This window comes from Bernardetia aquimarina, from assembly GCF_042180575.1.
GTDB lineage: Bacteria > Bacteroidota > Bacteroidia > Cytophagales > Bernardetiaceae > Bernardetia.
The window spans coordinates 2,875,611-2,887,924 of the sequence record NZ_CP170094.1; the positions used below are offsets into that span (position 1 = coordinate 2,875,611).

Consider the following 12,314-nt stretch of genomic DNA (forward strand, 5'->3'; position numbering starts at 1 on the left):
TTCTCAATATGAGTGTCATTTAAGCAGCGTTTATTAGGTCTTTTGGTGCAAATTGTTCCTCATTTAGAGAATTAAAATTAATTTTAGGGTTATTTATCAACCAATTAATTATTGATTTTACGTGAAATTTATGGTTGTAGTGTACTTTTAGGTCTAAAATACTTAATTTTTGATTTTGGTGTTTTTCTCTAAATTTTTCTACCATTGATTTACTAATTAAGGTCATTGTAAGGCTTAAATTAACAAAATTAGTTAGATTTTTTTCTTTGTAATTTTTAAAATCAGATAAACCAAAATATTGTTTAGCATCTCTAAAATCAAATTCGATTTGAAAACGTAATCTATAATATTTTATTAAGGTCGCATAATCAAGTTCCAAGTCATCAGTGAAAAAAACTTGTATCCCTATTTTTCCATTTTTACGAATGGCTTTTTGTACAACTACATTGAGTTTTTTTCCTTTTATATTTTTACTACGAGCTTCAATCTGGTAGGTTTCTATGCAGGTTTCTTTATCATCTTTTTCAGAATGTTTTAGATGTTTTTTATCTAATGAAGCTAAACAAAGTTGATTTCCATATAAAGGTGGTCTGCCTACTTGAGCTTTTCCTCCTTTTTTTTCTTTTTTCTCTGCTACTTCAAATAAAGTAGCATTTTTGTAAAGTTTCAAAATTAAAAATAATCCATTTTGAGAAACAATATTCAAGTAATTTTCATTTCCATAGGCTGTATCACCAACTACATATTTTACTTTTAAAGTAGGTAATAGAGATGAAAAAAGAGCTAGTGTTTCACTAAAAATACGTTTGAAAGCTCGTAAAGAGGCATTATCTACTTCTTCTTTTTTTTTATTTTTACTTCCTTTTTTTCGCCCTCGTTTCAAAGGTGTACCTCCATTTTGTAATCTTAATTTAGCCTTTTTTTTCTTTGCTTTATCTGCTGCAATACGCAATCTATCAGCTTGATTATGAACCACTTGAATAATATGAATCATAAATGAGGTTCTACTTTCTACATCTATCAAAGATAAAGACGAAAAACAAATGCTATTGATAGGTTTTTCAATAGAGGAACTGTAAAATTTAGAAAGTCCATAACTACATTTACCACTTTTTTTCTCAACTGTTTCGTCTGTTGCTAAAATATAGGTCCTATCTAACTTAAAATTCAAGTGAACAAAAAGAAGAATACGAATAGAAAGCCAATCAATTTCACAACTTAAAAAACGAAAAATAGTACGCAAGCTAAAATTACTATACCGACTCAGGCTACGAGTAGTAACTTTAAAACGAACACAAAACATACTATTGATCAAGCAATATAAAATGCTTATATTTGAACTTGTCATAGTAGTTTCTAAAATAACTTGAAATGAAATGATACTAGGAAGCATAAAAGTATATATTTTGGTCTGGTAACTTAAATATACAACCTTTTTTGTTTCCTTATTTTTTTAGCCTAAAATGTCACTCATATTGTTATGAAAATGTATTTTTATTTTGACTAATTCTAATTTCACATTTATAGTGTCTTTTTAAAAACAAATCCTTTCTCTTGTTGCTTTCGTTATAGAGTAGGAAGAAAATGTAAATACATAGCCTACTTTTTAAATTTAGAATTGAATTAAAACAAAATAAAAGAAAATTATGTCAAAAAATGGAATTCAGAAATCGTTCGTAACGATGAAAACATCTGTTACACAAGAAATGCAAAATCTTATCAATGAGCAAATACAACTAGAGGCACGTTCTTCTTGGGCATATTTGGCTGCGGCTTCTTGGTGTGATAAAGAAGGATATGTCAATTCGGCAAAATATCTTTATAATCACGCAGAAGAAGAACGTATGCACATGATGAAGTTTTTTAATTACCTTAATAATGCTGGTGGACACGCTCTTGCACCTGAAATTACGGATATGCGTTATGATTTTGAAAAATTAAGAGATGTCTTTGAGACAGCTTTGAAGCACGAAATTAAAGTTACTTTAGCTATCAATGACCTTGTAGATGCTTGTTTGAAGGCTAAAGATTTTGCTACTTTTCAGTTTTTACAATGGTTTGTAAACGAACAAAGAGAAGAAGAAGTAATTTCTCGTCGTGCTGTCGAACTCTTTGATATTATTGGAGAAGAGGGACAAGGGATTTGGCTTATTGACCAAGCTATCGGAAAAATAGAGGCTGAAATGGCTGAAGCAGAAGGCGCAGAAATAGTCGAATAATTTTTAACACCTTAGATTAATATTAGAGTCACTATGAAAATTTATTTTTTGTAGTGACTTTTTTTGTTGTAAGTAACTGGGCAAAATTATTGATTTGTTAACAAAATCTGTCTAGCATCTCAAAGGTGTCTTGACAGTTTAAATTTCCACTTTCTAATTCTTTTTTAGATATGTTTTATTTTCTCAGTTACTTAAATTACTGTTTATATACCGTATTGCTGAGTATCTATACAAATCGTTACAGGACCGTCATTGAGTAATTCGATTTTCATATCTGCTCCAAACTTTCCTGTTTGTATATTTTTTTCCAATTTATCTTCTAATGCTTTTATCATTTGTTCGTAAAGTGGAATCGCAATCGAAGGAGGCGCAGAATCAGTAAAAGAAGGACGATTTCCTTTTTTTACATTAGCATATAAAGTAAACTGACTAACTAGCAAAATATCAGCATCTAAATCTTTTACTGAAAAATTCATTTTATCATCTTGGTCAGCAAAAATACGTAGTCCAACTATTTTTTTACTAAGCCATTCAATCGTTTTGGAATTATCAGTATTTGTAATGCCTAAAAATACAAGCAAACCATTTTTAATTTCTCCAATTATTTTACCTTCTACCTTAACAGAAGCTCGTGTAACTCGTTGAATAAGTGCTATCATATATAAATAAAAATTATATTTTTGATGAATAAAAGAAGACTCATTTTGGACTAAGTTAATATATTTTTTTGGTAAAAAATATAATTTCGTATTTTAGTCATCTGTATTAGTTTTGTAATACCTTAAAAACAGCATATTACCTTATAAAAAACGTTTGAAAAAAATGAATCAATAACTTATGTTATGACCATTTTTGTAACCTATTACCTATATTTATCAAAAAATAATTAGTATCATGGCAAAAATTAATCAATTAGAATCAATAAAAGATGAACTCAAAACACTACGTTCGCATGAAGCAAAACTAGCTCACTTTATGAAAATAGATGATGAGGGTGGTGAAATTAGCTATATGCAACCTAGCATTATGGGAAATGGAGAATATGGAACTCAAATCCGTTTTTACATTCGTGTGGATGAACTTTATTACTCTGCTCTACTCACTCTCCCAAGTGCTAAAAATGTCCAAAAAGTACTTAAAAAAGTATGTAGAAAAGGATTTAAGTTTTTAGAAAAAAATGAAGACGATATACGAATCGATTTTTTAGATATCAAACATCCAGATGAACTCCTTACTGTACATAAAAGAACATTAGAAGATGTTTGTAAAGAAAATAACAAATGGAGATAATTTAACTCACCTGTAAATACCTTAGGAGTAGAAATTAAATAAACTACTCACTTTGAAATAATAAGTTGTTGTTATTCAATGTATTACATTCGTAATTGTTCCGTACCCTTTTCTATACAGTTAAGAACAAAAAAAAGACTTTTCTCTATTAAATAAAGAAAAGTCTTTTTTTATAATCTATTTTCCCTTCTGATATTTATAAATACATTAGGAAAAGTTTAGACTATCTAGGTACTAATACAAAACGTACAGCTTCTTGTGGTTTACCAGGAGCTCCATCTTGATTATAAGTAACAGTCAATTGAGTTTCTGATGCAGTAAAACTTACTGTATTTCCAGCAAAAGTAGCTTGAGTTGGATTATCATTATTGTTTACAGACCAAGAACCTGAAGTAGCACCAGCAAAGTTATAAGCTAAACCACCAGTAGTAACTGTAAATGTAGTTGGCTCATCACCACTTTGGTTAAGTGTAAGAGTAAAATCATCTGTTCCAGTAGTAACTGCATCGCCATCTACTGTAAGAGTACTGATTTTCCAAGACTTAGAGATTTTTTCTATCAAAGAAGTATCTGGTTCATCATCATCACAAGTACATTTTACAAGAAATAAAGAGCAGAATAATACGATTAAAAGAAACGGGTTACGAAATGCGTTCATAAATTCAGGATTTAAGAGTTGAGATTGAGTTAAAATTTAAAATCAAATTTAAGTTAAGATTAAAGCAGAGCTAGAACACTAATTTTTAATTCGATGTATTTATGTTATAGCGATAATTTTTATTCAAAATTTAATTATCATTAAAGATAATACGAATTTTTGAATTTTTAAAGAAAAACGAATAAAAAACAATAAGTTAATCAATAAATACTATTTTTTACAAGTTTACGGTTTTAACTTCTGAATATCAATGATTTGAGAACAAAATTGATATTCAGATTCTTGATTCGATGCAATAATAAGTAGTTTTTTGTTAAGAATTGTATTAATTTCTGTCAAATACCACTCACTATTTTGCTTATCAAGATTGGAGGTAGGTTCATCCAAAAACACAATTTTAGCATTAGAATATATTGCTAAGGCTAATTTTAGTTTTTGTTTCATACCCGAAGAGAAAAAACGAATCGTTTTACTTTTGGTGTTAGAAAAAGCTAACTTTTCGATTATTTCTTCTATTTCTATGTCAAAAGGCTTAAAGGACTTATGAAATTTTAGTTGTTCTAACAACGTAAATTCTTCAATAAGTTCTGTATAAGGTGCTGCCCAAGCAATATAGCTTTGCCAGTTTTCTTTTAAGATTGGTTTTTGTTTATCAGATTGGTTGTCAAAATAAATTAATTTTCCTTCTGATAAAGGCAAATACCCAATAAGGCTTTTGATTAGTGTTGATTTACCACTCCCATTACTCCCTACGATAGCTGTTGGGTTTGTGCTGCAAAAATCACAAGAAAGTTTTCGAAAAATCCATTCTCTTTCGAATCTTTTTCCAATATTTTGAGCAGAAATAGAAATTATATTTCCTTCTTTTATAGAATCAGCTAAAGAAGTATTTGTAGAATTGGTCAAATCAAAATACGTTTTTTATGATAATTTTTTGTAGCCTTCTGCACCCTGCAAAAGATTTTTTACATTTTTGAAGCCTTTAGAAACTAAAAAATTTTTGGCTGTTGCACTACGTCCTCCAGACTTGCAGTGTACAATTACTTCTTTTTCTTTCCAGTCTTCTAATTCGTCTAATCGTTGAGGAAGGTCTCCTAATGGAATCAATTTTCCATCAAGATTATATTCATCATATTCAAATTCTTCTCTAACATCAAGAAGATTGATTTGCTTTCCTTCATCTTTCAGCACTTTTAGTTCTTGTGGTGTAATATCGTTCATTTATAGTTTAATTTTTTACTTTCTATAAAAATAATAATTCGACAAAGTTAAGCAATTCGAACAAAAAGCCATATATTCCATTTTTAATATATGACTTTTTAGTATTTTATTCAAAAATTTCTGCTCTCTGTTTACCAATCAAGAGATATTCTCAATAGTGTTAATTCTATTAAACTGTCTAATTTAAGTCTTTGGTAAAAGAATTATATACTTTGTTTCTATTGTAATCTCTACTTACTGAAAATAAATATTTCAAGATTAGACCATTCTTCAAAGGATTTTTGCTTCTATCAAACCATTTGCAATCTCTACCTTTTCATTTTTACAGTCATTGCAATCTTGACAATCTTTGAAAAGAAGTCTTCCATATCCTTTTGCAGAAAGTCTATTTTCATCTATTCCTTTTTTTAGTAAAAACTGCTTTAACTGATTAGCTTTTCAATTTGTAAGACGTAGGTTATATTCTTCACTTCCTCTACAAATTGAATAAGCTGCAATTTCAATTTTTAATTCTTGATGTTTTTGTAGGAATAAGTATAAACTGTCGGTTATGGCAATATTTGAATCATCATAAACATTACAAGTTCCATATCTCAAATCAAGAGTTTTAGTTTGTTCTTTGTAGAATTTTTCATCGTCATAACTAAATGAAGAAGGGTGCGTTTGATTTGATGAATTAAGAATCAATCCAAAAAACAGAATTATAAATAATATTTTCATAGTGTAAAATTACCTTATTTTGTAAAAATCATGATTCAATAAATTTATAGTTTTAATATGAAATTAAGCGAAGAACATTTTCAGTTTTTGAAAAAATTTATTTTGAAGTATTATTCTGTAGATGATGAATCTATTATGTTGCTTGATTCGATAGCGAATGTTCAATATATAAATAACAAAGATTTTTTGCTTACTGTTGGACAAACAGCCAAAACTCTATATCTATTGTATAGTGGAAGTATTATAGCTTATTTTATTTGTGAAGATGGAAAAATCTATCATAAAAATATTTTTTTAGAAGGAAGTTTTGTGGGTTCGACAGTATCAATGCTAACTAATAAACCTTCTGAATTTAGTTTAGAAGCCATTGAAGATTGTACAGTAATTAGCTTTGATTATAATGAATATAAAAAATTGATAGAAAAAGATATTGACCTCAAAAATTTTTATATCGCATATCTTGAAAAAAACTGGGTAATAGATAAAGAAAAGCGTGAAATTGATATTATAACAAAAGATGCTACAACACGATATGTAGAATTTATGGAACAATATCCTAACATCGAAAAAAGAATTCCTCTTCACTATATAGCTTCAAATCTAGGTATTACACCTACACAGCTCAGTAGAATCCGAAATAACTTAAAAAAATAACTTCCTCTCAACCTATGTAAAGGTAAAACATAAATCTTTCGTCTAGTTTTGGGATATGAAATTATTACTCTTATATCTCTTAGCCTTTACAGGTGGTGTTTTTTTAGCCATTCAAGCTGGTTTCAATTCTCAATTAGGCAGTTTATTAAAACAACCTGTTTTGGCTGTTGTCGCTACATCAATAAGTAGTGCCTTTTTTGGAAGCCTATTTATTTTGTCTATGGGAAAAGAAAGTATAAAATTTGACCTATTTTATCAAATTCCTTGGTATTTATGGTTTATTGGTGGACTTTTTAGTTTCGTTGGTATTTCCTTATATTTTTATACAATTCCTAGATTAGGTGTTTCGAAAATGATTGTTTTTGGACTTTTTGGGCAACTCCTTTTCTCCTTATTTGCTGGACATTTTGAGTGGCTCAATTTACCTTTAGAACCTATCACAACTAAAAAAATAATTGGTCTTTCAATACTAATAATCGGTATTATTTTAATCAACGATAAATAATAATGAATACAATACAAGAAAATATCGCTAACCTAACATCTCTTTGGATAACAGCAAGTAGTTTTTTTAAGGGGCATTATGTTCAAGATGAAATTAACTCCTGTTATGTTCTAGATTCTCAATGGCCAAATAAAATTTGGCTGAATAATGAAGATGAAATTAAAATAGAAGATTTATCTAAAATAACAGAACTGATAAACCTAAACTCATCAAAACTCACCTTTTCGTACTTTGATAAAAAACCAAGTAACGACAATGATTTGATTATAAATAATGGGTTCACAAAAAAAGGAAGGCAATATGGAATGAGTTTAGAATTAAATCACTTGTTTGATGTATCCATACCATTAACTTTGAAAAAAGTAGTTAATTCTGTAGATGCAAAAATTTGGTGTACTACATTCGAAAAATGCTTTGGTTATCTTATAAGTGAGGAAACTCTGAATAAAACCTATCACAAAATAAATTATTTTATTATCTATTCTCAAGATGAGGTTGTAGGAACAATTCTTTTGCATTTTACAAGAAAAACTGTTGGAATACACAGCTTAGGAATATTACCTGTTATGAGAGGAAAAGGATTTGCAAATCAAATTATGTATCAAGTTCTTAATGAATCTATTAGTTTAGGCATGAGTTTGGCAACCTTACAAGCCTCTGAAATGGCAAAAAAAATGTACCAACAAATAGGTTTCTCAATAGAGTTTTTGATACAGCATTATCAATTAGAAAAAATTATCCACCTACTCTAAAAACAGGATACCTCAAATATGTTTTTTCGTGATGAATAGAATGTTGATAAATAAATTCTAATTGCAAATAGGCACTCTCTGCAAATTCTTTATCACTTGCTTTTTTGTCTTCAAGTTCTTTTCTTAAAGCAGGGTTTTCTTCCAACATTTGGGCTGCAATGTCTTCAAAAACATAAGGCGAAAAATGTTCTTTTTGCTGCAAAATTCCATCAAAGAAATTCCAAGCAAAAAATGAATCTTTTCCTTGTGGTTCTAGCATTTCCATAATATATCTATTGGCTGCTTGGTTCATTTTTACCAAAACATATTTTTGCTCTGGATAACGTAGGGCTTCTCCAAATGTCATTGTTTCTTTTGAAAGCTCAACATCATAATGTGGATAATGACTTTCATAAGCTGATGGTGATGTTTTATAATTTTTGATAGAATAAACTCCTACTTTGTGGTCTTTATGCTGCTCATTAATCAAAGTATCCATTTTGACACCATTCCATTTTAACCTTTCCAAAACTTCAGTATAAGCAAGTGGAATCAAATAGGCTTTTGGAGCATCAATTTTCAAAGCAGACTTGAAAGCATCATAGTATTTTATTTCTTTTTGGTAGGGTTTCGAACGGTCATATTTCATTCTGTCTAATCCCGAAACTTTACTTTTTTCTATCAAAGATTCGTAACCTTTAAAATTGAGTGTTCTGTATCTTTCTTTATCCAACTCCCAACCCAAAACAAATTCTTTCTGAATTTTGACTGCTTTTTGGTCTTCTGATTTAATTTTTTGAAGTTCTGTTCCATTTGCTTGAACATACTTTAAAAGTTCTTCCATAAAAACAGAAGTTGCTTTTACTCGCTTGTCATAAGGCTTCAACATGTGCGTTTCGGTTAGCATCGAAAAAGTCTGAAAAAGAGCTGCATAACCTGTCGAATAACGAGGCGAATCCATAAAACCTTCCCAACCATTCACAGGGTCATAACCAAAAACATTTACATACGGAGTCATTTCTTCATTACGGCTTATCATTGCTTTTTCTAAAGCAGGGGTAAAGTTTTCATTCAGAAACTTGCCCATTTTCCCTCCTAATTTATCAGCTTGTGTAGCTAAATGCGTCATTGTATATTGATAATCTGCACCATTCGAAACGTGATTTTCAAGATAAACCAATGGCTGCCATTTTTGGAATAATTTATTAAAACTTTCTCCATTTTTCGAATCACATTTTACAAAATCACGGTTTAAGTCCAAGTTCTTGACATTTCCACGAAAACCATATTCTTCTGCTCCGTTTTGATTAGCTCTCGTTGTCGAATTTCTTGTCAATGCTCCACTTATATTATAAAAAGGAATAATTACCAAAACGATATTCTTATACTGCTTTCTCACTTCTTCTTTTGTACACAAATCACGCAACAACATAAAAGTTGCATCTATTCCATCCGATTCTCCAGGGTGAATTCCATTATTGACAAAAACTACAAATTTAGTCTCTTTTTCAGTTTCTTTTACTGGATTGAATTTTCCATTTACTTCAAAAATAACTTCGTGTAACGGCTCACCACTATCTGTCATTCCAAATTCATTGACTTGTAAAAATTGAGGATAAGCAGTAGCTAATTTATTCAAAAACTTAATTCCTTCTTGATAAGTAACTGTCTGATTTTCATTTGTGTCAAAGGGAATAGAAAAATCGTCTTTTGATGAAGATGTTGTTTTTTGAGCCATAGAACAAGAATAAAAAAGGAATAGAGAGAAGAATAAAACAGAAATGAGTAAAGATATTTTTTTCATAAAACAGAAATAGAAGTGTAAAGAATAGAATTGAATCTTCAAATTACAGTTTTTTAGAGGATAGAACGTATTTTTTTAATGATTTTTTAGAAAAACAAATGAAAAATTAGTTTACAAACTAATGATGTTCAATAAATAATTTTGTTCTGTTACCTTAAATCAATTAAAAAACAACCAATTAATAACCACTTCGAAGGCACGAGGTTGAGCAATATAAAGAGGGGTATCGTAATATCCTTGTCCTGCTGCATCTAACAATACATTATTTACCTTCATCGTAATTTTGGCTCTACTGACTTTAAAATTGAAGAATAAATCCATTTGAGGAAAACCACCTATATTATATCTTTCTTGTAAATGAAACTGCTGAATAAGTGGATTATAAGCATCAGCCTTGTATTTGCTGTGATAATGAATATCTGTTCCGATTTCGGCTTCCATAGCATTATCGAATAATCTATCTTTATAAAAGAACATAAAATTGACAAAAACAGGAGGCATTCTGATCAAATCTTCACCCAAATTCTGATTATAACGAAAATCTAAAAGAGCATGTAGTTTCTTATACGAACCTTGTAAAGCCAATCCTGCCGAAATGGGTTGTGTGGCTTTTAAGGTTTGACGAACTACCGAATTTGAATCATTATAAACCAAATTCTGAATATTACTTGCCGAAATATAAGGACGAAGAGAAATTTTGTAGGCAGAATCTACATTATTCAAAAAAGGTAATTTTAATGGGTCAAACTCCAAAGAAGCATACACTTTGTCGCTGATAGTATTTACAAAATTATCGTTTTGCCAACGAAGTTGTGGTTGAAAAGAATATTGTTGAGCCATAGAAGGTGAATAAACTGTCCTACCAAGTCCAACTGTCAAATTATTTCGAATCCATTCTGCCGAAACCCTATAATCTCCCACCAAATCTGAAACAAGTTGATATTCTGCTGAAGCATCAATATACGAAATGACAGAAATGGTATTATCTTTTATCGTAGTAGAAGGCAAAAGTTTAATTTCAGTAGAGTCTTTAGTATCTTTTCTGGAGAGAGAGTCTAAGACTTGACGTTCTTTTTTATAATCTTCTATGTTTTCTACTTTATTATTAACTTTAGCATTTAGGAAATAACGCAATCCTCCACCCACAAAAAGCTCTGGTTCCATATCTATTTCTTGGCTTGTTTGTATTTCTCCTTGTGCAAAAGGAAAATCATAACGCACCTTATAATTTCGGAGTTTGGCAAAAGTTCGGTACTGAAAATTATTTATTCGCCCTTTTATTCCTGCTTTATTTTCTAGCTGTGAAAAGACTGTTCGATACGTAAAACCATTCGCAGATGAAACAGAAGGAAAATCATAAAATGAATCATAAAACTCTTTATTTTCTCCATAAGTTGCTCCATCATTGCCATAGCGATTTGTATTTTGAGAATAATCTGTAAGTTGAAAAATTTCTAATTGTCCTCCTTTAGTGATGCTATATTGCTGATAAATATGAAAAGTACGTCCATATTGTACGACATCTCCAAAGCTTGGTAGATTGTAATCTAGTTCAGAGTTATCTAATTGTAAGAGCGTATCGATAGCATTTTGATTAGTGAAACCAGTCAAATCTACTTCTGTTTTTACGCCTCCAGTTTCTAGCATATTGTGGTCGTACCAAGAAAAATGAGCGAGCATTTTGTAACGATGATTCTTAGAAAAAAAGCGATTTGTAAAACTAAATGTTTGATGTTCCATTTGCTCGTCATTTCTTCTAAAAGCCCTATTAATGACTTTATTTGCACTCAAACGCCTATAAAAAATACTTACATTCCAATCAGGATTTACATTTCTACTCAAATCTACATCCAGCCACGACTTTCCTTGTCCACCTTGAACTAAATAAATATCAACATAAGGCGCAAGTGTATTGAAATACGGAACTTCGGCAGGTCTTCGAATGTAGGGTTCATACGCTGTAATTCCCCACCGAGTACCAATTTGATGTGGTTCTTGATAAAAAATAGACTGTGAAGCTGTTCCCATATTTCCCAAATCTTGATAGGTATAATCATTTTTTTGAATAATATTATATCTATGAAAATTATGAACAGATGTATCTGGATGAATTTCTCTTTTAGTATTCAGGTACAAATCTTCTTCATAGAGTTTCCAAACCGAATTGGCTGCATATTCTATACTATCTGTATTTATTTTGGGTGGTGCTTCATCTTGTAATACTGCACTTGTTTGTGTACTATCTTGTGCTGTGGTATCTGCAACGTTTGTTTTTGTGGTGTCTTGCGTTTCTTGATTTAAGCCTTTTTGTTTCCCTCCTTTTATTGAAAAGCTATTTTTTGTAGTATCTACTTGTGTGCTATCGGTAGGAAAAGGAGCTATTTTGACTGTCGAATCAGTCGTTTGTCTCATCAATGAATCAGCTAAAGGTAATTCATTAGCAGGAATAGAATCATTTTGAGCAAAAGTAGCTTGAGTAAAAAAGATATTCAAAAAAATAAATAAAATGAAG

Annotated in this window: 13 protein-coding genes; 5 read left to right on the top strand and 8 right to left on the bottom strand. The window is 30.1% G+C overall.

Annotated features, from left to right (window positions below):
- Positions 1 to 19: 19 nt before the first annotated feature.
- Positions 20 to 1,393: a transposase gene (locus ACE193_RS12190; RefSeq protein WP_375560375.1), complete on the bottom strand. Its 1,374-nt coding sequence runs from the start codon at positions 1,391 to 1,393 to the stop codon at positions 20 to 22.
- Positions 1,394 to 1,646: 253 nt separating this feature from the next.
- Between ACE193_RS12190 and ACE193_RS12195 the strand changes: the two genes are divergently transcribed.
- Entirely contained in the window at positions 1,647 to 2,219 is a 573-nt protein-coding gene (locus ACE193_RS12195; protein WP_375563267.1) for a ferritin, read from the top strand.
- A 203-nt stretch (positions 2,220 to 2,422) separates the two neighbouring features.
- On the opposite strand, the gene dtd is transcribed toward ACE193_RS12195, so the two are convergent.
- Entirely contained in the window at positions 2,423 to 2,878 is a 456-nt protein-coding gene (gene dtd, locus ACE193_RS12200; RefSeq protein ID WP_375563268.1) for a D-aminoacyl-tRNA deacylase, read from the bottom strand.
- A gap of 235 nt (positions 2,879 to 3,113) precedes the next feature.
- Between dtd and ACE193_RS12205 the strand changes: the two genes are divergently transcribed.
- Positions 3,114 to 3,509, top strand: a complete 396-nt coding sequence (locus ACE193_RS12205; RefSeq protein ID WP_375563269.1) for a hypothetical protein — start codon at positions 3,114 to 3,116, stop codon at positions 3,507 to 3,509.
- 223 nt (positions 3,510 to 3,732) lie between these two features.
- On the opposite strand, the gene ACE193_RS12210 is transcribed toward ACE193_RS12205, so the two are convergent.
- From ACE193_RS12210 to ACE193_RS12225, 4 genes are all read right to left on the bottom strand, one after another.
- A complete protein-coding gene (locus ACE193_RS12210; protein ID WP_375563270.1) occupies positions 3,733 to 4,167 on the bottom strand; it encodes a hypothetical protein in 435 nt (144 codons plus the stop codon).
- Positions 4,168 to 4,392: 225 nt separating this feature from the next.
- The gene (locus ACE193_RS12215) at positions 4,393 to 5,073 is read right to left on the bottom strand and encodes an ATP-binding cassette domain-containing protein (protein ID WP_375563271.1); all 681 of its coding nucleotides are present in this window, start codon (positions 5,071 to 5,073) and stop codon (positions 4,393 to 4,395) included.
- A gap of 15 nt (positions 5,074 to 5,088) precedes the next feature.
- Complete coding sequence (locus ACE193_RS12220) at positions 5,089 to 5,388, bottom strand: rhodanese-like domain-containing protein (protein ID WP_375563272.1); 300 nt, start codon at positions 5,386 to 5,388, stop codon at positions 5,089 to 5,091.
- A gap of 438 nt (positions 5,389 to 5,826) precedes the next feature.
- Positions 5,827 to 6,108: a hypothetical protein gene (locus ACE193_RS12225; protein WP_375563273.1), complete on the bottom strand. Its 282-nt coding sequence runs from the start codon at positions 6,106 to 6,108 to the stop codon at positions 5,827 to 5,829.
- Positions 6,109 to 6,165: 57 nt separating this feature from the next.
- Here ACE193_RS12225 and ACE193_RS12230 point away from each other — a divergent pair, with 57 nt between their 5' ends.
- From ACE193_RS12230 to ACE193_RS12240, 3 genes are read left to right on the top strand one after another with little or no spacing between them, the layout of a single operon-like run.
- Positions 6,166 to 6,762 carry a Crp/Fnr family transcriptional regulator gene (locus ACE193_RS12230; protein ID WP_375563274.1) on the top strand — a complete coding sequence of 199 codons (597 nt, stop codon included), beginning with the start codon at positions 6,166 to 6,168 and terminating at the stop codon, positions 6,760 to 6,762.
- Positions 6,763 to 6,817: 55 nt separating this feature from the next.
- Positions 6,818 to 7,267, top strand: a complete 450-nt coding sequence (locus tag ACE193_RS12235; RefSeq protein ID WP_375563275.1) for a DMT family transporter — start codon at positions 6,818 to 6,820, stop codon at positions 7,265 to 7,267.
- A 2-nt stretch (positions 7,268 to 7,269) separates the two neighbouring features.
- The gene (locus ACE193_RS12240; RefSeq protein WP_375563276.1) at positions 7,270 to 8,019 is read left to right on the top strand and encodes a GNAT family N-acetyltransferase; all 750 of its coding nucleotides are present in this window, start codon (positions 7,270 to 7,272) and stop codon (positions 8,017 to 8,019) included.
- Here ACE193_RS12240 and ACE193_RS12245 read toward each other — a convergent pair.
- On the bottom strand, positions 8,003 to 9,802 hold the full coding sequence (locus ACE193_RS12245) for a M14 family zinc carboxypeptidase (protein ID WP_375563277.1): 1,800 nt from the start codon (positions 9,800 to 9,802) through the stop codon (positions 8,003 to 8,005). The two genes, ACE193_RS12240 and ACE193_RS12245, sit on opposite strands and share 17 nt — an antisense overlap.
- Before the next feature lie 159 nt (positions 9,803 to 9,961).
- Positions 9,962 to 12,295: a putative porin gene (locus tag ACE193_RS12250; RefSeq protein WP_375563278.1), complete on the bottom strand. Its 2,334-nt coding sequence runs from the start codon at positions 12,293 to 12,295 to the stop codon at positions 9,962 to 9,964.
- Positions 12,296 to 12,314: the final 19 nt, after the last annotated feature.

Excerpts from the sequence above, each read along its gene's own strand:
- ACE193_RS12190 (WP_375560375.1), bottom strand. The coding sequence starts at position 1,393 with ATGCTTCCTAGTATCATTTCATTTCAAGTTATTTTAGAAACTACTATG.
- ACE193_RS12195 (WP_375563267.1), top strand. The coding sequence starts at position 1,647 with ATGTCAAAAAATGGAATTCAGAAATCGTTCGTAACGATGAAAACATCT.
- dtd (WP_375563268.1), bottom strand. The coding sequence starts at position 2,878 with ATGATAGCACTTATTCAACGAGTTACACGAGCTTCTGTTAAGGTAGAA.
- ACE193_RS12205 (WP_375563269.1), top strand. The coding sequence starts at position 3,114 with ATGGCAAAAATTAATCAATTAGAATCAATAAAAGATGAACTCAAAACA.
- ACE193_RS12210 (WP_375563270.1), bottom strand. The coding sequence starts at position 4,167 with ATGAACGCATTTCGTAACCCGTTTCTTTTAATCGTATTATTCTGCTCT.
- ACE193_RS12220 (WP_375563272.1), bottom strand. The coding sequence starts at position 5,388 with ATGAACGATATTACACCACAAGAACTAAAAGTGCTGAAAGATGAAGGA.
- ACE193_RS12225 (WP_375563273.1), bottom strand. The coding sequence starts at position 6,108 with ATGAAAATATTATTTATAATTCTGTTTTTTGGATTGATTCTTAATTCA.
- ACE193_RS12230 (WP_375563274.1), top strand. The coding sequence starts at position 6,166 with ATGAAATTAAGCGAAGAACATTTTCAGTTTTTGAAAAAATTTATTTTG.
- ACE193_RS12235 (WP_375563275.1), top strand. The coding sequence starts at position 6,818 with ATGAAATTATTACTCTTATATCTCTTAGCCTTTACAGGTGGTGTTTTT.
- ACE193_RS12240 (WP_375563276.1), top strand. The coding sequence starts at position 7,270 with ATGAATACAATACAAGAAAATATCGCTAACCTAACATCTCTTTGGATA.
- ACE193_RS12245 (WP_375563277.1), bottom strand. The coding sequence starts at position 9,802 with ATGAAAAAAATATCTTTACTCATTTCTGTTTTATTCTTCTCTCTATTC.